The organism is uncultured Microbulbifer sp. (genome assembly GCF_947489355.1).
Classification (GTDB): domain Bacteria; phylum Pseudomonadota; class Gammaproteobacteria; order Pseudomonadales; family Cellvibrionaceae; genus Microbulbifer.
Genome location: NZ_CANLDD010000018.1, coordinates 34912 through 55155 on the forward strand (window position 1 = coordinate 34912; position 20244 = coordinate 55155).

The 20244-nt window shown below is 53.7% G+C and carries 15 protein-coding genes and 1 pseudogene; 7 read left to right on the top strand and 9 right to left on the bottom strand.

Annotation, left to right across the window (positions count from 1 at the left end; translation table 11 throughout):
- Nucleotides 1-19: 19 nt before the first annotated feature.
- Nucleotides 20-1741 carry a BatD family protein gene (locus Q1A48_RS09720; protein ID WP_299944126.1) on the top strand — a complete coding sequence of 574 codons (1722 nt, stop codon included), beginning with the start codon at nucleotides 20-22 and terminating at the stop codon, nucleotides 1739-1741.
- Between the two features lie 448 nt (nucleotides 1742-2189).
- Complete coding sequence (locus Q1A48_RS09725) at nucleotides 2190-2774, top strand: exopolysaccharide biosynthesis protein (protein WP_299944128.1); 585 nt, start codon at nucleotides 2190-2192, stop codon at nucleotides 2772-2774.
- Between the two features lie 24 nt (nucleotides 2775-2798).
- On the opposite strand, the gene Q1A48_RS09730 is transcribed toward Q1A48_RS09725, so the two are convergent.
- From Q1A48_RS09730 to Q1A48_RS09740, 3 genes are read right to left on the bottom strand one after another with little or no spacing between them, the layout of a single operon-like run.
- Nucleotides 2799-3383 (bottom strand): CPBP family intramembrane glutamic endopeptidase, encoded by a 585-nt coding sequence (locus tag Q1A48_RS09730; protein WP_299944131.1) that lies wholly within the window; start codon nucleotides 3381-3383, stop codon nucleotides 2799-2801.
- A gap of 33 nt (nucleotides 3384-3416) precedes the next feature.
- Nucleotides 3417-3935, bottom strand: a complete 519-nt coding sequence (locus tag Q1A48_RS09735) for a GDYXXLXY domain-containing protein (RefSeq protein ID WP_299944134.1) — start codon at nucleotides 3933-3935, stop codon at nucleotides 3417-3419.
- Nucleotides 3932-5248: a DUF2157 domain-containing protein gene (locus tag Q1A48_RS09740; RefSeq protein WP_299944137.1), complete on the bottom strand. Its 1317-nt coding sequence runs from the start codon at nucleotides 5246-5248 to the stop codon at nucleotides 3932-3934. Before Q1A48_RS09740 ends, Q1A48_RS09735 begins: the two co-directional genes overlap by 4 nt.
- Before the next feature lie 256 nt (nucleotides 5249-5504).
- On the opposite strand from Q1A48_RS09740, the gene ahpC reads away from it, so the two are divergent.
- The 3 genes from ahpC to ahpF all read left to right on the top strand — a co-directional run bounded on the left by ahpC (nucleotide 5505) and on the right by ahpF (nucleotide 8237).
- Nucleotides 5505-6071: an alkyl hydroperoxide reductase subunit C gene (gene ahpC, locus Q1A48_RS09745; RefSeq protein WP_299944140.1), complete on the top strand. Its 567-nt coding sequence runs from the start codon at nucleotides 5505-5507 to the stop codon at nucleotides 6069-6071.
- Nucleotides 6072-6474: 403 nt separating this feature from the next.
- Nucleotides 6475-6624 carry a hypothetical protein gene (locus Q1A48_RS09750; protein ID WP_299944143.1) on the top strand — a complete coding sequence of 50 codons (150 nt, stop codon included), beginning with the start codon at nucleotides 6475-6477 and terminating at the stop codon, nucleotides 6622-6624.
- Between the two features lie 71 nt (nucleotides 6625-6695).
- Nucleotides 6696-8237: an alkyl hydroperoxide reductase subunit F gene (gene ahpF / locus Q1A48_RS09755; protein WP_299944146.1), complete on the top strand. Its 1542-nt coding sequence runs from the start codon at nucleotides 6696-6698 to the stop codon at nucleotides 8235-8237.
- Nucleotides 8238-8668: 431 nt separating this feature from the next.
- Here ahpF and Q1A48_RS09760 read toward each other — a convergent pair whose 3' ends face one another.
- Complete coding sequence (locus Q1A48_RS09760) at nucleotides 8669-8980, bottom strand: DUF6506 family protein (RefSeq protein ID WP_299944149.1); 312 nt, start codon at nucleotides 8978-8980, stop codon at nucleotides 8669-8671.
- A 1463-nt stretch (nucleotides 8981-10443) separates the two neighbouring features.
- Here Q1A48_RS09760 and Q1A48_RS09765 point away from each other — a divergent pair.
- Complete coding sequence (locus Q1A48_RS09765; RefSeq protein WP_299944152.1) at nucleotides 10444-11742, top strand: patatin-like phospholipase family protein; 1299 nt, start codon at nucleotides 10444-10446, stop codon at nucleotides 11740-11742.
- Nucleotides 11743-12129: 387 nt separating this feature from the next.
- Here the strand turns inward: Q1A48_RS09765 and Q1A48_RS09770 are convergent, their stop codons facing one another.
- From Q1A48_RS09770 to Q1A48_RS09785, 4 genes are all read right to left on the bottom strand, one after another.
- On the bottom strand, nucleotides 12130-15531 hold the full coding sequence (locus tag Q1A48_RS09770) for a TonB-dependent receptor (protein ID WP_299944155.1): 3402 nt from the start codon (nucleotides 15529-15531) through the stop codon (nucleotides 12130-12132).
- Between the two features lie 146 nt (nucleotides 15532-15677).
- Complete coding sequence (locus Q1A48_RS09775; RefSeq protein ID WP_299944158.1) at nucleotides 15678-16730, bottom strand: FecR domain-containing protein; 1053 nt, start codon at nucleotides 16728-16730, stop codon at nucleotides 15678-15680.
- The gene (locus Q1A48_RS09780; RefSeq protein WP_299944163.1) at nucleotides 16727-17326 is read right to left on the bottom strand and encodes a sigma-70 family RNA polymerase sigma factor; all 600 of its coding nucleotides are present in this window, start codon (nucleotides 17324-17326) and stop codon (nucleotides 16727-16729) included. The genes Q1A48_RS09775 and Q1A48_RS09780 overlap by 4 nt, the downstream gene beginning before the upstream one ends.
- 471 nt (nucleotides 17327-17797) lie before the next feature.
- Nucleotides 17798-18052, bottom strand: coding sequence for a hypothetical protein (locus tag Q1A48_RS09785; RefSeq protein WP_299944209.1), 255 nt, complete (start codon nucleotides 18050-18052; stop codon nucleotides 17798-17800).
- Between Q1A48_RS09785 and Q1A48_RS09790 the strand changes: the two are divergent.
- Nucleotides 17961-18200, top strand: a pseudogene (locus Q1A48_RS09790) (transposase); the annotation flags it as partial. The gene Q1A48_RS09785 and the pseudogene Q1A48_RS09790 overlap by 92 nt on opposite strands.
- 264 nt (nucleotides 18201-18464) lie before the next feature.
- On the opposite strand, the gene Q1A48_RS09795 reads toward Q1A48_RS09790, so the two are convergent.
- Nucleotides 18465-20144, bottom strand: coding sequence for an NAD-dependent malic enzyme (locus Q1A48_RS09795; protein ID WP_299944166.1), 1680 nt, complete (start codon nucleotides 20142-20144; stop codon nucleotides 18465-18467).
- Between the last annotated feature and the right edge of the window lie 100 nt (nucleotides 20145-20244).

Sequence of the window (20244 nt, forward strand, 5' to 3'; positions counted from 1 at the left end):
ACTGGCATCGGGTAATCCTATGAGGCAGCGAAACAAAAAACAGTTTACCCACGGCTCAGGAATTCGATTTGGGATGGGGCTCTATCGGTTGTGTTTCATTTTTGTACTGCTCGGTTTGGCGACCGTCACACATGCAAGCGAACTGAATGCCAGCGTTGATCGAGACAAAATCGCTATTGAGGAGACCGTCAACTTACGCCTCAGATACTCCGGCGAAGAAAGTGGCGGGCAGCCCGATTTTGAACTGCTGGAGGAGGATTTTGATATTCTCTCACGGCAACAGTCGAACCAATACCGCGTGATCAATGGTCGCGCAGAGAGCTTTGTGGAATGGGTGCTCGCGCTCGCCCCCAAGCGTGAGGGCGAGTTAATTATTCCTTCCCTCCACTACAAGGACCAGGTTTCCAATGCCATCCCCATCTCCGTGAGCGAAGCGCAAAGCCACCCAGACAGCGGGGAGCGCAAAGTCTTTCTGGAAGTAGAGCCGGATAAAAGCAAAGTCTACGTGCAGGAGCAATTATTGGTGGATGTGCGCCTGTATACCACCATCGGCCTGCACGATATTGCCACCGAGCCCTTGCAGATCACCGGAGCCCACGTCGACAAAGTGAATGAACAGCGCTACGAGCGCAAACTGAACGGCACCAGTTACGCAGTGTACGAATTGACCTATGCGGTCTTTGCAGACAACTCGGGGCAACTCACCATTCCGGCTTTGACCTATGCTGCAGTGGCCGGGCGCAGGGACCCCTTTTCCCTTTTCAACCGCAACAACCAGCGCCTGCGTCTCCGCTCCCAGGCAAAAACCGTACAAGTGTCACCCAAACCCGATCGCTATAGCGGTGCCCAATGGCTGCCTGCTTCGAGCCTGGGGATAGTACAAAGCTGGAGCCAGGACGCCAATACTTTCGCGGTTGGCGAACCCATTACCCGTATCCTTACGGTGCGTGCCGAAGGTCTGCGCGCAGCACAACTGCCACCACTGCCCAAACTGGATGTAGAGGGCCTGAAGACCTATCCGGATCAACCCCAGCAGGAAGATCAGACCGGTCCCGACGGCGTGACCGGCAGTCGTATCGAGACCACAGCAATTGTCGCCACCCGACCCGGAAGCTACCAGCTGCCGGCCGTGACCATCATCTGGTGGGACACCAAGAACAATCGGCAAAGAGCTACGCAACTGCCCGCCTTCCGTTTTAACGTCAGCGGCAGCGCTGCACCCGCTGTGCCAAACGGGGAAGGCGGAGCCCTGCAAACACTGGTGCCAGGCACTGCCGGCCTCGAAGCGCAGGACCACTTCTGGCGCAACCTGGCAATAGCCGCACTTGCCTCTCATCTGTTATGGCTGCTCTACCTTTACCACCTGCGCCGCCGGGGCAATCCCGGAAAAGGGCAGACTGTGACTAACAACCCGCTGGCGCACAAAGACTATGGCACCGGTGCCGTGAAACGGGCTGTCGATAGTGGTAATCCCTGTCACATCCAGCAGGCCACCCTAAACTGGCTGCACTCCCGCTGGCCTCAGTTTGAAGGCAATAGCCTGGGTGATGCCGCCCGACAGCTCGGCTTCGAAGAGCTGGATGAGTTGCAAGAACTGCTGAGTGCCGCCCTTTATCAACAGCCGCCCAAGCCGTTGCACATAGGGAAAATCCGGAGACTTGCAGAGGGGTTGATGGCGCGCAGGGCCGGTCATAGTGGCGAGGCGGAAGAAAAGGAGGCTTTGCCCAAGTTATTTAGCTAACCTGCAAGATATTGCTGGCCTGGCGAACCAGCCGGTTCCCAGTACGGATCGATAAGCTCCCCTGAAATACCGGCCATTGCGCGCAGTTGACCGACTTGCAGGGGCTTGCGCAGAGGCTGCCTGGCAGCCACCGCACCGGCATCTTACGAACCGACAACCGGGATCACCGGATTGGCCCGAAAACCGCGCGTCGTAAACCGGCACTTATTGATCCGATTTGCACCACCTGCTTTCACAACCACTTCCTCCCACCTTCTATGCAATGCAAACAGCCCAATAGAAAACTGGCGATCCCCTCTTATGGAGTTCAGACTATCAGTAACCCCAGGCTATGCGGCGGCCAACCAGCAGGCGGCTGGAAAGGGATGATCGAATCCCAGGAGCACTTTGCCTTGGCATCGGCAAACATGTGGGCAGTGGGGCAACAACCCAGAGCCAAACCATCACCATGGCAAATGAAATCACAGGATTGAGCCAGTTGCTGGATCAAATCGAAACCAGCAGCCAGCATACAAAGCGCATCTCTCTTCAATTGGTGATTGAAGCCATCGGACTCCGATCCTTTGCCCCTTTTTTGTTACTGGTGGGGCTGATCTTGTTCTCACCGCTCAGTGGTGTACCCGGTGTATCCAGTGTCATGGCGGCTCTGCTGCTCCTGGTGGCCATTCAACTGCTCTTCGGGCGCCAGCATGTGTGGCTGCCCCAGTGGCTACTGCGACGTTCCATCTCCAAAAGAAAACTCAGCAAAGTCCTCAATGGCATGAAAAAACCTGCAGAGCTCGCCGATCGCTGGATGCAGCCGCGCCTGGACTTTTTGGTCAGGCGGGGGGGAACCTATGCCATCGCTGTCATCTGCTCCCTAATCGCACTGGCCATACCCCTGATGGAGCCGGTGCCTTTTTCCGCGACTACCGCGGGATTCGCCCTTACGATATTCGGTCTGGCTCTGGTGTCCCACGACGGTCTGCTGGCCCTGATGGCATTCGCAGTCACCGCACTTTTATCGGGACTGCTCGCCAGCACACTCCTCTAGCCTGGCACTCCGGGACTGACCAGTTCAGTTGAGCCCAGGTGTATCCACACCGAGCATACGCGGGTGATAAACGAGCGTCGTCAATGCCAGAAAATCGTAGATGGCATGCCAGGTTATAACACCTAATAAGCTGCCACTTGTCTGGTACGCAAGACCCAAAATCAAGCCGAACACAAAAGTCAGCAGAAAATAAACCCGCGACGCCCAGTGCAATAACGCGAACACCAGAGAGGCAGCCAATAGCCCAGACAAGGGGGAACTCAACTGGGACCACCAAACCTGCAAAAAACCGCGAAACAGCAGCTCCTCACAAACCCCCGTAACAACGGCAATCACTGCGATCTGGCCAAGGGAGAGCCCCGCAAATACCGGCATCAACTGATTACAATGCCGGCGCAAAGTCCGGCCCACAACGGTATTGGAGCGGGTGAGCCAGATGACCGCGGCGAAACCTGCCGGTGCACCAATCAATGCAAAACAAAGCGCGCCCCAAAGGGCACCACCCAACAAAGTCATCTCAACACCGGAAAAGTACCCCCCCACTACAGCGGTCAATAGACAGGCGGCCTGTATGGCCAGCAATAGGGGAAAAACTCCTGTCGTGGTCATTTGGGGTACCGTCACTCCAACTGCCTGCAAGCGTCAATGATTGCCAACCACTTTCCTGAGACCAGCCCTGCCGCTGGGCGTCACCATCAACTCTGCCACCCCACCATCCCGCAACGCGTCTTCGAGCTCCAGCGCTTTTTCCCTGGGGGCAAAATAGGCTTCAATACCGTACTTGATACGGTAGCCAGCGTTATTGCGCCAGCGATTCCCCATCACGCGTCCCCGGAGAAAAATGCCCTTCTGCGGTTTTTCCAGACTCACTGAGGAAAATACATAGAGGCCAGGCGGGTGCTTTTTCAGGGAGACATAAACCACCTCTCCCTGGCGCAATGGCTGATCTTCTTTAAAGGCTGACTGGTCAATACTGGAAAAATCGTAACTCAGCCTGGCGTAATTGCCGCGAAACAGGGAGCGGGGGTCCACCGGCACGGTCTTTACCCGAATCGGCTCGCCAAGCCACAGGGGAATCTGCGCCTGTACATACAACCCGATAAGAATCAAAAACTGTGTGGCAATAGCAATGCCCAGACCAATCAGGGGTATGCGTTTCATCGCAGGTCTCCCCTGTTTTGATGATACCTCCAATACTTCGCAGCACCGATCAGCAGGCCTGCAAACAGGATAAAGATCAGTGCTGCTCCCACGTAATCTCCCATCAGGTCGAAATACCGTAACAGCGCCACCAGTAAAATAGCCATCACTCCCAGGAAAAAATAATGAGAAATACCGGCGTAGATGCCGCGTAAAATAAGCCAGATGCCGCTGCCGATCAGAGCAAAATTGGTGGCCACCTGCAGGTAGACTGCCAGCCCAGTATTGTCGCTGATACTCACCAGAAGCAGTGAAGCGACCAACGCCACAAATTGGATTCCACAGGCCAACAAACGCCTCGCCGGCACAGCCAGCCCCAGGGCAATACCCCCTATGGCCGCAATCACCACCCACATGGTATAGCGGTGATGCCAGTCCGTCTCAATCAGTTTTTTCCAGGGCTGCTCGAAACTGTAAATCAACAGGGCAATCAGGGCAAAACGCAGGCACCACACCGAGATCACAGAGGCATAGTCCCTGGCCGTCGGTGACGGCCGCCGTGCCAGCCAATGCGCGAAGACATACAGAAAGATAAACAGGGCAACCGCCACCGCCAGATTTTCCGGGAATAAGTCAAAACCAAAGCGTTGCGTCTGCGACCGCCATAATTCCGCCAGGGAATATTCAAGCCACAGGCCCGCGCTGAGTATGCTCATCAGCAACAGAATGATGCTTGCCCGTCCCCAAATCAGTACATAGAGGGAAACCAGGATAAAGAGCGGGAAAAGCACCGGATAAAAACCCAGGTTAACTTGCAGGAAGAACCAGATGAGCGCCAGCGCATTGGCCTGGCCGGCAAGCCAGGGGCTTCGCGTAATCAAGGCAAACGGCACACACCCCAGGGCCCACCAGAAGACCCCGTCGGGCATATGCTCGCCCAGATGATAGATCTGTGCGATCAGAATGATCGCCGCACCGAAGAAAAGGTTCCCCAGCAGAAAGAGCCCCTCCCCCGCCCGGGGATCGCGGGTGAGATATACCCGCAAAGCCAAAACCTGGGTTCCAATGGTGATGACAATCACCCCTCCCATGCGCAGGGCGCGGGGAATCTCTTCCCAGTTGGCCCCTATCAGGGTGATCACAGCCAGTCCGACAAATAAATATCCAAGTCCCACCAGCAGGTTGTAACCGAGCGCACGCTGGTGCGCCCCGTGGTAGTCCACCTCATAGCGGGTACAGATCAACTCCGCCTGGCCCTCGCTGATCACGCCATCCGCCACCCACTCCCGGGCCTCCCGAGCCAGATCGTGCTTTAACAACCGAATCAATCGCATACCATTCCCTTGCACAAAAACGCCATTGTCGGCGCAACCGGTGAACGAGGCCACAAACCGCTGGCGTACCCCTAGTGTGTTGCCCATCCACAGGGAATAAATGACAAAACTGGAACTGTGGCAGGGCTAACTACAGATAGCAGGAACCTATTTAGCACATTTAAATTGTTTATTTCTATCAATCAAAAAGCACAAATAGAATACAACCTAGCAAGCTTATTCAACACCAGAGTTTACACACCCTAAGGAGCTTTCCATGTCCCGATACATCGAATCCGAATTGAAACCTTTCAGCGCCAAAGCTTACCAGAGCGGCGATTTCCTTGATATCAGCAACGCCGACGTGATGGGCAAGTGGGCCGTGTTTTTCTTCTATCCCGCAGACTTTACTTTTGTTTGTCCCACCGAGCTGGGTGACTTGGCAGACAACTACGAAGCCTTTCAGAAGTTGGGCGTGGAAATCTACTCTGTATCCACCGATACCCACTTCACCCACAAGGCCTGGCACGACACCTCAGAAACTATCCGCAAGATCCAGTTCCCGATGATCGGCGACCCCACCGGCACCATCACACGTAATTTTGGTGTAATGATCGAAGAGGGAGGTATTGCCGACCGCGGCACCTTCGTCATCGATCCCGAAGGCCGTATCCAGCTCGTGGAGATTACTGCCGGTGGTATTGGTCGCGATGCCGGCGAATTGCTGCGCAAGATAAAGGCCGCCCAGTACATTGCCGCACACCCCGGCGAGGTTTGCCCCGCCAAGTGGCAGGAGGGTGAAGAAACCCTGGCCCCCTCCCTGGACCTGATCGGCAAAATCTAAGGCATCGCTGAACCACATCTCACAGGGTTGGTACTGGCAATGTCCGCTGTCTAGCGGACATTGCCCTTCAAGCAACCATTTGCGGTTACTCATCAACCCGCACTGTATTTTCCATATTCCCCCGGCTTTACACGTCACCCCTTCTTTAGCGTACCGGTTCAAACCTGACGTCTCTCTTTCTCTCTCTGTCTTTACCTGGGTCAACAAGGGGGCCTTGGACACACCCGTACACCACCCCGCACCAGTATCGCAATTCACAGACGGGTTACCAGAGAAACCACTGATATAAGAAAACTATTAAAGGGATTTATATTAATAATTTCTATCAAGATAAAAAAATTAATAGCATTAAATCTACTCTAGAACCACCACCGACAAGACACTGAAGATTGAGGAGCTCTCCATGTCACGCCACATCGAATCCGAATTGAACCCTTTTAACACCAAGATTTACCAGGACACCCCGGCGAAGTCTGCTCGACCAAGTGGAACCAAGTGGAGAGATGGCGGGGAAACCCTGGCTCCCTCCCTGGACCTGGCAGGAAAAATTTAAACCCTTGACCTCTTGAGCCCGCCGAAAGGCGGGCAGGTGAAATATCGAGATTGCGACAGAAAGGAACACCGATGTTAGATGCAAACCTGAAAAATCAACTGGATGCTTACCTGCAAAATATTGTCAAACCGATAGCAATTCATGTATCCACAGACAACAGCATTAAATCCAAAGAAATGAAAACCCTGGTGGACGAAATCTCTGCGCTCTCCGGAAAAATCACCCCACGGCAAGACCGGGCTAAACGCAGCCCAAGCATGGCCATTGCGCCTGTCGGGACCAAGCCCCGTGTAAGCTTTGCCGGTCTTCCCCTGGGCCACGAATTCACCTCGCTGGTACTGGCACTGCTGCAGGCGGGTGGCCACCCCGCCAAGGCCGATCCTGAGGTGCTGGAGCAGGTGCGCAACCTGGAGGGTGAATTCCACTTTGAAACCTATATTTCCCTGTCCTGCCAAAACTGCCCGGATGTGGTGCAGGCACTGAACCTGATGGCCACGCTCAACCCAAATATTACCCACGAGATGATTGATGGCGGCTTGTTCCAGGAAGAGGTAGACGCACGCAACGTAATGGCAGTACCCGCCGTTTACTTAAACGGTGAACACTTTGGTCAGGGCAGGATGTCGCTTGAGGAAATCATAGGCAAACTGGATACCGGTGCCACCGAAGGTAACGTTGCTAAACTGAATGAAAAAGCCCCTTACGATCTTCTCGTAGTTGGAGGTGGCCCGGCCGGCGCTGCAGCAGCCATTTACGCCGCGCGCAAAGGCATTCGCACGGGGTTAGTGGCGGAGCGCTTTGGTGGCCAGGTGATGGATACTGTGGGTATTGAAAACCTGATCTCCGTGCCTTACACAGAGGGCCCTAAACTCGCCGCCAGTCTGGAACAACATGTAAAAGAATACGGCGTGGATATTATTACTGAGCAGCGCGCCGCGCACTTACAGCGCAAAGGCATGCTGCAGGTGGAACTCAACAGCGGCGCCACCCTGTCCAGCCGCTCGGTAGTACTCGCCACGGGTGCCCGCTGGAGAGCGCTGGGCGTACCCGGTGAAGCGGAATATCGCACCAGGGGCGTTGCCTACTGCCCCCACTGCGACGGCCCCTTTTTCAAAGGTAAGCGCGTTGCGGTAATCGGCGGTGGCAACTCCGGTATCGAGGCCGCCATTGACCTCGCCGGTATTGTCGAGCATGTCACCGTGCTGGAATTCGCCGATCGGCTGGGTGCAGATGAAGTCCTGATGCGAAAAGCAAAACAGATGGATAACATCGATATTATCGTTAATGCCCAGACCACCGAAGTACTCGGTGACGGCAATAAGGTTAATGGCCTCGCCTATACCGAGCGCGTGTCTGGCGAAAGCTACATTCTTGCGATTGCCGGTGTTTTTGTACAGATCGGCTTGGTCCCTAACACCGAGTTCCTCAAGAAAACAGATGTGGCATTGAATCCCATGGGCGAAATAATGATCGACGAACGCGGAACAACCTCTCTCCCCGGCGTCTATGCCGCCGGCGATGCCACGACCGTGCCCTACAAACAGATCGTGGTCTCCATGGGCGCCGGCTCTACCGCGGCGCTCAGTGCCTTCGACTACTTGATTCGGTCCTAGAGGAAGTGGTTCGTCGGCACCCGGCACCTTCAGGCCCATAAAATGGCCGTGCTGTCAATCCGATATCCACCTGTAAACAGGTGGATATCGGCTATACATACTGTTTCCCACCAAAACAAAAGTTGCCAGAGCTTTTAATTGATGGTGCCAGGTAAAGATGGGAAAAGATAAATTGTGGGAAAATTTTATCCTGAACCCAATGAGACAAGCATTTCTGCAACCATATCAATTTTTTGCTTCTAAAAGCTGGGTAGTGTTCAGAATTCCGTTATTTCTTTACCATTAGCAAAAAAGAGATAACCTATGACAAAATCTACTTTCGGTATAGGTGCTGCTGTCAAAGTCCAAAACCACTTAAATAGACCACCACAAACACTAAAACCAATTCAAACAGAAACGGCCACGCGCTGTCAGTGGGCTTGAAATGACTGTTAAGCACCTGAAGCCTCAGACAGGATACGCACCAATTTTTGATTTTCCTTCTCATTAAACGTAACGTAACCAACAGGAATATCTGTGTCTAATTGCGAGATTATATATTCTGCACTCTCCGAACCAAAACCACCACAAAGCTCAATGACCTGCACACCACGCTCCACCATTCCTCTAGCAACTAAGACAGCGTCATCATCATTGCTTACACCGATAACTTCTGTGAAAAAATCTGCTGCATCCATAACCGTTTTGTGATGATGATAATCATAGCTTTTAGCCTTAACAATGAACCCGTATTGCCTAATCACGATGCCTCCCGAGTAAACCAGTCTATGCTTGATATTGATCGCCATAATAAGGGAAGTTGCCGGACCTTAACAGCGAAGCCGCGAAGTGGTGGCCCTGCCCACAGGGGCGTCTTTGATTGCGTTGTTATGAGACTGCTAATTTTCATGCCAACCAACAAAGAATAGCAACACCACAAAGCCCAATCCAACCAGGGTGCCTGGCTTTGGTTGCTATAAAAACCAGTGAACCCGCAGCGAACATTGATGCTGAAATATACTGAATAAATAATGCTGAGGCTGAAAAACCATTGTTTGCGATACTGATAAGCATGACGCCAGCAACCCATCCAAAAATGCTTGCAATATGCCACATGGCCCACAATATGCGAATATTGCCTTCACCAAGCAGCCCGCTTGTGACAGCGGGAATAAGGGCCCCATCTCTGACTTTTTTTGAAAATTAGAAGCTCACCTAAAATTGAGTGGATCAAGCCTACGAAAATGGAAAGCAGCCCTGCTGCGAGCAAAAGTGTATTCATACAGCTCTCTCCGTGATACATGGCATTGATCTAGTGATCAGTATTATCCCAATGACCACTTCCAGAGCAATACTGTGTCAACTCTTTGACAATCCTCATTAAACCATGCAGCAGCCCGTTTTGGACACATACCAGTAAGACAGGAAGAAAGATACCCCCTCTCCTGGGATCACATGAGGCATGGATGCCGATTACGAGCGTACAGGGCTGTATTCACAGCGCGTCCCGGGGTAAGGGTATTCTTTCCTTCAGACCCGGCAGTAAATACAAAGTATAAGGGTGGTCATAACCACTACCGACAGCCCGATCATGGCGGCTCTCAAACAGCCCGAAAATGCAGTGCCGGCGCCACCGCTTGCCGGAAACAAGAGATATCACTGTGATTCACCATGCCACTACACAATAGATCCATTACAGTGATCAGTCACTGTATGATCTGATTTTCTCATTTGAACAACCGTTACAGACAGCGGTCACACCGCACTTTGCTCCACTCTTAGTGCGCCCAAGAGCCTTTCTATCCCTTTGTCGCCCGGCGGGCCTGTACCTTGGGCACTTATTGGCATCCAGGCTTCAAAAGCACCCAAACCCTATTACTCAATCGAGTACTGGTATTTTTAATTTGAGGGCCTTGCGTGGGTGTTCCCGAGAGCAGGCCAAACGTGCATTGTTGAGACTGCCGGGCAATACGGGATGAAAACACCCAGTATCATCCACTTGCTGAATGGCTTTTGGAAAGGGATTGACACAGCGGATCTAAATGGCACAGCCGTGCAAATTTGCCTCAAGCTTTCTGCACGATCTGAAAAATCCTGTTGACTGGGCACAGAAAACCCGTTGCAAGGACTGGCGAAGTTAATCCGGGATGGTACCCTGTCGCCATCCAAAAAAATACGCCTAATCTCCAGATTTGAAGTGAAAAATTACCTGATACGGAAAACTCCCATGAAAAAAACAGAGTGGGTCAACAACGCAATCTCCCAGGCAAACACCTATTGGAAAAACGCCAGGGCCGACATTGAAGGCAAGCAGTTTAGCGATGTGTACGATACAGAGGGGCTCCAGTATGTCGACCTGGTGATGGAGGGCGGGGGCATGTTGGGGATTGCCCTGGTAGGCTATACCTACATTCTGGAAAAAGCCGGTATTCGCTTTCGCAAAATCGCCGGGACATCTGCAGGCGCCATCAATACGTTGTTTCTGGCCGCCGTCGGCACACCTGAGGTCAGCAAGAGTACGGTGCTGCTGGACATTATGGCCAATGCGGATTTTGCCAGTTTCGAGGATGGCGAACCTTTTGCCTGTAAAACCGTGCAGCGCCTGCTCGGGGGCAAGGGTCTGTTCAGCAGCCTGGTCCTGCATCCTTTGGATTCCCTGCGTACCTGTAGACAATTGCTGCGCCACAAGGGGCTCAATCCCGGCGACGCCTTTACCCGCTGGCTGCAGGAAGCGTTGTGCCAGTTGGGCATTACCAACACCGCGCAACTCAACCAGCGCATCAACCAGTTCCCGCCCCTGTGCTACCGGGGCAATCCCGACAGCCAGGTAGCCAGAGCCGAAGTGGCACTGGTGGCCGCAGATATCACCACAGAAACCCGGGCTGTGTTTCCGGCCAAAGCCCCCCTCTATTACGCCAATCCCAGCGCCGTCAACCCTGCCGAATATGTGCGCGCCTCCATGTCTGTGCCCGGCTTCTTCCAGCCCCACACGGTAAAAAATATCCCGCAATTGGACGAGTGCGCTTCCGTGGCGGACAACTGGCACAGAATGAAGGGGGTTCCCAGGCAGTTTTTTAAAAACGGCTTTCCCAGAGATGTCCAGTTTGTGGACGGCGGTCTGGTGTCCAATTTTCCCTTTGACATCTTCCACAAGCCCAGCGGCATACCGAAACTGCCCACCTTCGGTATCAAGCTGGAGGTGGATCACTACCAGCCGAAATCCAGCCGGGCCGGTCGCTTTACCATGGGGCTGGTCAATACCTGCCGCAATATTCTCGACAGCCATATGCGCGCGCACTTTAATGCGGAGTACCACACCCTGGTTAAAGAGATTGCCATCAAGCCAATGGCAACTGGCGAGTCTCCCCACTGGCTCGACTTCTCCATGCCGGAAAGCCACTGTGAACACCTGTTTTTATCCGGCGCAAAAGCTGCCACTGAGTTCCTGGGCGGTGGTTTTCGGTGGGCGGATTATCTGCTGCTACGCCAGCGGGGCACGGCAGAAGCCAGCGAAAAACAGAGCTAGCCTGAATATTTCACCAAAATAAGGGCAACAGCTCTGTTTCCCTTATTATTCAGGCCAGCGGGCTTCCGCCTGATATGCCCGCCCGCATTGAATTGTCCCAGAGGGTTGGGGTCCACCGAGATAAACTGCCCCATCCCGGTATCCTCGCAAGCCTCAATGCTGGAAAGTCTACCCCCCCTTCTCTTTATCGGGGATAAAAAGGGCCACAACAATAAGTTACGGCCAATGAGGAAATTTCCTTATCTTATTAATCAGGCAGGAAAATAGTTATTGATGCTACATATTTAATCGTGCGGCGCCTGTAGTAGGACACCACACTATAAAGAACTACATCGCCGCCGGGTTGATAGCTGAAAAAATCATCGCCATCCCAAGGAATGGCTACCTTTAAAAGCCCTTGTACACACTCAACCCCACAATACGCGGGTCCAGGGTAAATACATTGGTGCTAAGCCCGGTATCATCGCTATTGGTAAAGAAGTCGGTAATGGGTGCATCGTCAAATACATTCTTTACATAGAGCTGCATCTGCAGGTCCCATTCCGGCTGAGTAAAGGTGGCCGATACATTCAGGTTACTCCAGGCTTCCAGGCGGTCATACTCGGTATTGTACACCCGCGCATAACTCTCTCCCTGGCGGTAGTAGTCTGCACGCAGCTTCAGATCCCAATCCATTACTTGGATCACATGCTCCAGGCCCAGGTTGGCGGTAAAACGCGGCGCATTGGGCAACTCGTTTCCGCTCAGGTCGGCAGAAAAACCACGCCCGCCGTTGGGTGCCTGGATCAGCGGATCATAGGTTTCGCCCAGGTTGTAAAGCACATCAAGCCGTATAGGACGAGCTCGATTCGGGTTTATTACTGGTGCATAGGTGCCATAATTGATCGCACCACCGCAAAGCTGGCCCACATGGAGTCCAATCGCATCCTGGGCAACAAGCTTCTCAACGATGTGACGTGGCGCAATACAGTTGGAGGGCACCTGTAGGGTGGGGCGTACCAGCATCCAGTCCGCGTTGCCCTGAGTGCGATTCATAACGTCGATGGATCCCTCACCGTCGGCAATACGGGTTTGTAAATAGCCCAGATTAAAATCCATGCGCGTACTGAGGGTTAGTTGCCAGGCACTCTCCAGCTCAAGCCCCCAGGTTTCAGTATCGAAGTTCTCGTTATAGGAGATGCGATCGACAATCTGCGAAATCTGATAGGCCTTGTAATCGTAGTAAAAGGCGGTGGCATTCACCTGGAGGCTACCATCTAGTAAGGTATTTTTGGCTCCAAACTCAAAGGCGTTGACAAATTCCGGTTCAAAAGTCTCGGCCAATGGCTGGTATTGCACCACCCTGGTATCAATATCCACCCGAGGCGGGTTACTGCCGCCGCCCTTATAGCCATGCGAGAAGGAGGTGTAAAACAGGGTTTCGTCGGTGAAGGGGGTCTCGGTGCGCCAATCGAGCACCAGCCTGCCGGTGAACTCCTGCCACTTCTGTTTGATATCCTGCCCACGGGGATAGCCGCGCCGCGCTTTGCCGCCGGAAGTCCCGCCATTTACAAATTCTCCCTCATGTTGTCTCGTACCCAGCAACAGCTGGCTGGGGATGGGGGTGGCGGTCTTGCGGTCCTCGGTGTAGCGCAGACCGGCGGTCAGCTTGACATCGTCCGTCATTTGCCAGTAGGTCTCGCCAAAGAGCGCACTGGAGCGGGTTTTGACTAGGTTACGACTAAGGAAATAGTTGTGTCCTTCTTCGTTTAATTGCCCCAGGGGATTGGGGTCCACATAGATACACTCCTCCATCCTGGTATCGTCGCAGGCACTGTGGGTGGGACGGCCTTCTTCATCTTTCGCAGGGGGATAAAAGGTAGTAGCGAGATGAGTAAAGAGATTGTTAAAGACGTAGTAGTCGTCCTGGGATTCAAAATCCAGATAATTGGCTCCCAGGGAGAAATTAAACGAGCCATCGAAGGCGGACTGCAAACGCAGCTCTTGGCTCAACTGGCGGTTATCCGACTGACTGATGTCCACCGCCAGCATCCGGTCGGAAGGGCCCAACTGGGGGTCGGTAAAGACACCCCCTGGGCTTATTCCCGGCAAAGTGAACGTACGATTAGGGCCCTTACCCCCAAGGCCAAACAGATCCTCCCGGGCGGAGTCGTTAAAGACTGGGGCGGATAGATAACGGTTATAGTCCTGGGAGCTGTAGTAGTCGTCCTTGGCATAGGTGGACTGGGCAAAGAGCCGCAGTGAATCCCCCAGAGCCAGCTCCAGATTCAGCTGCGCCACATCATTTTCGGCACGAAATACCGGATCGTAGCTGGTCTCGATCTCGTGCAGATCGCGGGACTGCTTAACGTTCTTATAGGGGTCAATATTTTTGACATGCGGAAGTGGGTTGTAAGGCCTGTCGGGCGTGGGGGGCAACTGCCCCAAAGGGACTCCTAGAGGATAGGAATGAACGCGAAGAAAGGCTAAAGCTTGGCCATTGGGAGCGCCAAAGGCATCGCCATCGTACAGGGAACCGAGCAAACAACCCTGGCTAAACTGCGGTTTTAGTTGATCTGACACCTTGGCTTCGCCAACCATATCCGGACCCGGATCGCGGGTGCAGAGCTGCTTGCCGGTGCGGGAGCGATTGTCGTCTTCCTCAAAGTGCTGCCAGATAAGGTTGGCGTTAAATACTTCACTGGGCTCCCACTGCAAAATAACGCGGGTGGAATAGAGATCCCGGTCATTGACGTCATTATCGGTAAAGGTGTTGTAGTCATAGCCGCTCCGCTGGGTCATGGCGCCGGAAAAGCGCATGGCTAGGGTGTCCCCCAGGGGCACATTCAGCATCGCGCTGGTACGGCGAGTATTGTAGCTGCCTACTTCTCCCTTGATATTCGATTCAAATTCCGGCGTCGGCATCTGCGGCAGCATATTCACTACCCCGGCGGTGGCATTGCGGCCATACAGCGTGCCTTGTGGGCCGCGCAGCACCTCCACCCGCTGCACGTCAAAAAATTCCTGTTCATAAAGGCGGTTGCGGATCATGGGTGCATTGTTAAAACTCACCGCCACTGCCGGGTCGGTACTGGCGGAAATGGCCTTGGTACCCACACCACGGATGGAAAAATTGTAGGTACTGAAATTGGCCTTGGAAAAATTCACATTAGGCACTGCGCGTACCAACTCATCACCGCGTTCTATCTTCAGGTCGCCCATGGTATCGCCGGAGATGGCAGACACGGCGATAGGCACGTCTTGAATGCTCTCCTCAATCTTCTGTGCGGTAACAGTGATTTCCTCAATCGCCTTGCTATCGGCCTCTTCATTGCTCTGGGCGCTGGCGGGCGTCGCGGTTATCGCCAGGTAGGCCAGTGCCGCGCTACACCAAGCGGGAGCGCTGTGCTTGCTCTGCTGCACCTCACGAATCGTCTGTGCAATTGCCTTTTTTTGTGGTTTACAAAAATCCAACCTCATGGAATTCACCCCTCCTCGGGCGCTATCAATACTGATACTGAGCAGCCCATCCCCCTCCAGTTTTGCGCTTAACCCCGTTCCCGATAGTAAACCTTCAACAGCTTCTTCTATCGAGTAGGCACCCACCAAACGGTTTGCCGTTTTTTCCTGTGCGATATCAAAAGGAAAAATAAGCGTTAGATCGGCTTGCTGCGCAAATTCGGTGAGCGACAGGTCCGCTCTTTGCTGAGGAATAACGAAAGGAATTTTTTCAAGTGCCTGTGCCGCTTTTACAGGTAATACAGATGACAGTATCATCAGTAGGAAGAGGACAACACACCGAAATCGCACCAGATTATTATTCTCAGTCGCGAGCTTCGGGCTCGCGTACTGGGTAGACGACCTAGCAATTTTTTTCCACCATACTGCCAAATGCATTTTTTATAATTAGTATACTTGCTGTGCATTTCGCACCGCTTAGGATTATCAGGCTGGAGTTACTGGGCGCTTAGCAAGACCTTGCTTTTCCCAACCCGCTGATAGGAGATATTGAAGTTTTTTCTCAGGGCCAACAATAAGCCCTTAACATCGCCGGCCTTAAACAATCCGGCAATGCGCATTTTTTTCAGGTTTTCATCGAGAATAACGAATTCAACCTGTGTGTAGCGGCTTATTTCGGCCACTGCGTCCTCCAGCGATTCCCCCCGAAAAACCAGGTTGCCTTCTCGCCAGGACAATTTGACTTGTATTTCTTCCGGTTTTATTTTTTCGACTTCTTTCTTCTCTTCCTCTCCCCCAAGTACCAGTTGTTCACCTTTTGAGACAGCCACTGAGGAAGGTGGCAAAATATCGGGTCCGAACTCGAGCGCATTTTTGCCCGGTGTCTGGTGTACGGCGACCAGGACCTTGCCGTCGGTGACCACCAGCTCGATATGCTGATCGCTGTTAATTTCCACATTGAACGCTGTTCCCACAGCCTGCACCACTTTATCTCCCGCAATAACACTGAGGGGGCGGGCGTTATCGTGGGCCACTTTGACGTGGATTTCGCCGCGCTCAAGCACCAGCACTCGGTGGTGGTCGGTATAGTTGACTTTTACCCGGCTGTTGGTATTGAGCACCAGTTGGCTGCCGTCGGGTAAATGAATCGACGAGTGTTCGCCGATTGCCGTTTCGTACATCCGGTCGACGACAGTGGCCAACAGGTATTGCCGCCCGGCAAACTTTTCGGGAAACGTAGTGCCCACCCAGGCGCACAGGCTGGCAAACACCAGCAGCACAGACGCCGCCACGGCCAGGTAGGGCCGGGGAGTGCCATGCTCGGGCTTTGGGCTGCTGGGGAACAGCTCGGAAAGCCGCGACAAGGCGTCCATTTTGTCCCAGATTTCCGCCATCTTGAACAGTACCTGGCGATTATCGCCAGTGTCCGCCAACCATTGGTGCAGGGCTTGAATTTCTTTCGCACTCAAGCCCCTGTCCAGTTTGGCAATCCACTGGCTGGCCTGGTCGTAGCGCTGTTCCTGTGTTTGCAGTTTGTGGATATTACTCATCTGCGCTCCCCCTGCCCCGCTACAGACGGCGAGGTGGAGGCTAGTGGCCGCTGTTTGCTCAGGCCATGGCTGTCTGGCTCAAGGCTGCTCCGTTGCATCATAAAATAGGTACAGCGCTTGATGCCGGTGGCAACATGCTTTTCCACAGTGCTTTCGCTTAAATTCAACTCTTTGGCTATTTCCCGCTGGGAGTAGCCGTACACTTTCTTCATGACAAACACCTTGCGGCATTGTACGGGCAATTGGCGAACGGCTTCGCAAAAATGTGCGAATTCTTCCTCCACCGCGACCCGGTCATAGGTTGCGTCGGAAAAATACTCCCCCTGGCCAGGCGCCAGTTCCGGGTCTTCATCGGCGCTCACCGCCAGCCGTGTTTCTGACCGCTTGAGGTAATCCAGTGCCAGGTTTCGGGCCGTTTTTAGTAAAAAGGAGCGCGGGTACAATATCTCTTCTTTTTGCTTAACCTGACAGACCCTGACATAGGTCTCCTGAACGATATCCTCAATCTCTTTCGGTGGTACAAGGCGCGATACCGCCCGCGCCAGTGTCGCCCGGATTGCGAGATATATGCCGCTTAGTGTTTCTTTTTCTGACATCTCTCCCCAACCGTAACTACTCAGCCCAGCACTTTGCCAAATTACTCAATCTTTGCTCTAAAAATGCTGCTTGCAGAACCGAATCCGTGCAATTCCGAATTAAAACCCCATTAAATTGTTTGTTATTTGAGCACTTAAGCCCTGTATCGATATCGTTACCCCCAACCCTGATAGCCGTCGATTCTCCTCCATTGAATGTCCAGACGATTGGGGAGGGGTTTTCCACTATAGGGAAGCGATTTTTTGTGCACTTTTAACAAGCACCCTGCCCTCTCTCCGAACCGGCTCAAATTGCTGTAACCCGCCAGCCCGCTTTTTTCTGGGAAATCACAGCTGGTCAGACGGAATATCAGAGCATACGCAGAAAGGCAGAGTGTATCGTGAATATCTTCGGGCAAAAAAGCGCAGCAGTCACCCATTTCCAGGGTGTTTGCACTGCGGCTGACCAGTTGTAGCCCATTGCCTGGTTCTTCAAACTGACCCTAGGTGGACATTTGCATCGCCCCGTGCTGCAGCGTGTAAAATCCCCCCGTGATTGTGCGGGTTGCGATACAGGCCCTGTGTCTCAATATGGGCCAGTAATATAAACCCTTGTTCCGGGTCCCGGTAGAGCCCCACTGTGGGCGCCTTCTTCTCGTGCAACCCGGTAAGCCAGGGTTCGGAACATAGGCTGCGCGCCGGGTAGTCATACCGCGCGCTGGCGCTGCAGGGAACGGAACTGGCCAATGCCTATGTAGAAGCCCTTCGACTGAAACTATTGAAAGTAGCAGCTGTGGTGGTTTACAAACCATCGCGCTGGGTATTCCAACTAGCGGTGCAGTATCCTTGGCAAAAACTATTTCGCCACACGGCAGAGCGCCTGCTCAGCGGATAACTCCGCATAAGCGCTGTCCCCGGCGGGTAGAAAAAGCATGGGGGGTTGGGGGAGTTGCATCGTAATTGCGCTGGGTTAGCTATTTATTGAAAAAAAATAGCTATTGCCTGAATACCCGAAACAAGATTGTGCGATTGCCCCTGAACATAATAGGTTTGGTGAAAAATTCAGGCAAGGAGGGACCAAATTAGCTGCGGGCAGCCGCTCCATCAGTGGCCATAACAGCGTACCTTGTTCGACAATCCTGGAAAAGCAGCCCTTTCCTTAAAAAGAGCGCCGACGATAGCTGCGGTAATCGGCCCGCCAGAAATTGCGCTCCAGGGACCGCTCCAGGCTTTCTCCACTGACTTTTGGCGCCACCCCATCCAACTGGGCCTGAGCCGCAACAGCCCGGGCAATATGCTTGCTCAACGCGCGAATAGTGCTCAAATGCGGCAACAGTGCACCCTCGCCGTGTTTTACCACCGGTGCCTGCTCGGCCAGGGCGTTGGATGCCGCCATCAACATGCCGTCAGTCACCTGCGTTGCAGCGGCGGCGATCACACCGAGACCGATGCCGGGGAAAATATAGACGTTATTGCACTGGGCCACAGCGATATGATGCCCCCCTGTCTCCACCGCCGCGAAGGGACTGCCGGTTGCCACCAGGGCCTCGCCATTGGTCCAGGTATAAATCTCCGCGGGCGTCGCTTCGGCGCGGGAAGTGGGGTTGGATAGCGGCATCACCAGGGGGCGGGGACAACTTGTGTGCAAAGCCTCGACCACCTGCTGGGTAAACAGTCCTCCCTGTCCCGAGACGCCAATCAGGATACTCGGGCTCACTTTGCCGATCAGGGTCTGCAGATCCCACTCCCGAGCCCCCGCAAAGGCTTTCGGGTCCTGGGCCAACGCCGCCTGGAAGTCGTGCAAACCCTTCATGTCCGAGGTCACCAGCCCGTAACGGTCGTACATAAAAATACGCGCGCGGGCTTGCGCATCGCTGAGACCCGCCTGCACCATGGCACGCACGATTTGCTCGGCAATACCACAGCCCGCGGAACCGGCACCGACAATAACAGCCCGCTGAACCGCAACGGATTCCTGCCAGACCTTACAGGCTGCCAAAATGGTGCCCAGTGCCACCGATGCGGTACCCTGGATATCATCGTTAAAACAACACAGCTGCTCGCGATACCGTTGCAGCAGCGGCATGGCATTGGTCTGGGCAAAGTCCTCAAACTGTACCAGTACTTTTGGCCACCGGCGTTTTACCGCAGCGATGAACTGTTCGAGGAATGCATCGTACTCCTCCTGGCAAACGCGTTCGTGGCGCCATCCCATATACATGGGATCACTCAACAAATTGCGGTTGTTGGTGCCCACATCCAGCGCCACAGGCAGGGTATAGGCGGGGCTGATACCGGCACAGGCGGTATACAGGGACAACTTGCCAATAGGAATACCCATCCCGCCGATGCCCTGGTCACCGAGGCCCAGTATGCGTTCGCCATCGGTCACAACGATCACCTTGACGTTCTCCTTGGTGGCGCTGCGCAATATATCATCCATATACTCGCGATCCGGGTAGGAGATAAAGAGCCCGCGGTGGTCGCGATAGATATTGGAGAACTCTTCACAGGCGGCGCCAACAGTGGGGGTATAAATGATCGGCAGCATTTCCTTGATATGGTGCTCAATCAGGTAAAAAAACAGGGTTTCGTTGTCATCCTGAATGGCCCTCAGGTAAATATGCTTGTCGAGGTCGGTCTTGCAGTGCTGATACTGGTGATAAGCGCGGCGCGCCTGCTCTTCAATGGTCTCCACCGTGTTTGGCAGAAGTCCCGCCAGGTTGAACTCAAGGCGCTCTTCCAGCGTAAATGCACTGCCCTTATTTAACAGTGGCATCTCCAGCAGGGAGGGCCCTGCGTGGGGAATATAAAGCGGACGCTTGTGGTTGTTGCTCATAGCGTTGTTTTCCCAATAGGCAAGTCAGGCGCCCGCACTCAGCGTTATCACTATCGCCTGTTGCACGGGCCGGAGCCGCAAAGCGGTGGAGGTCCAGCAT

Excerpts from the sequence above, each read along its gene's own strand:
- Q1A48_RS09730 (WP_299944131.1), bottom strand. The coding sequence starts at position 3,383 with ATGACCACGACAGGAGTTTTTCCCCTATTGCTGGCCATACAGGCCGCC.
- Q1A48_RS09735 (WP_299944134.1), bottom strand. The coding sequence starts at position 3,935 with ATGAAACGCATACCCCTGATTGGTCTGGGCATTGCTATTGCCACACAG.
- Q1A48_RS09740 (WP_299944137.1), bottom strand. The coding sequence starts at position 5,248 with ATGCGATTGATTCGGTTGTTAAAGCACGATCTGGCTCGGGAGGCCCGG.
- ahpF (WP_299944146.1), top strand. The coding sequence starts at position 6,696 with ATGTTAGATGCAAACCTGAAAAATCAACTGGATGCTTACCTGCAAAAT.
- ahpC (WP_299944140.1), top strand. The coding sequence starts at position 5,505 with ATGTCCCGATACATCGAATCCGAATTGAAACCTTTCAGCGCCAAAGCT.
- Q1A48_RS09765 (WP_299944152.1), top strand. The coding sequence starts at position 10,444 with ATGAAAAAAACAGAGTGGGTCAACAACGCAATCTCCCAGGCAAACACC.
- Q1A48_RS09750 (WP_299944143.1), top strand. The coding sequence starts at position 6,475 with ATGTCACGCCACATCGAATCCGAATTGAACCCTTTTAACACCAAGATT.
- Q1A48_RS09720 (WP_299944126.1), top strand. The coding sequence starts at position 20 with ATGAGGCAGCGAAACAAAAAACAGTTTACCCACGGCTCAGGAATTCGA.
- Q1A48_RS09795 (WP_299944166.1), bottom strand. The coding sequence starts at position 20,144 with ATGAGCAACAACCACAAGCGTCCGCTTTATATTCCCCACGCAGGGCCC.
- Q1A48_RS09780 (WP_299944163.1), bottom strand. The coding sequence starts at position 17,326 with ATGTCAGAAAAAGAAACACTAAGCGGCATATATCTCGCAATCCGGGCG.
- Q1A48_RS09725 (WP_299944128.1), top strand. The coding sequence starts at position 2,190 with ATGGCAAATGAAATCACAGGATTGAGCCAGTTGCTGGATCAAATCGAA.
- Q1A48_RS09775 (WP_299944158.1), bottom strand. The coding sequence starts at position 16,730 with ATGAGTAATATCCACAAACTGCAAACACAGGAACAGCGCTACGACCAG.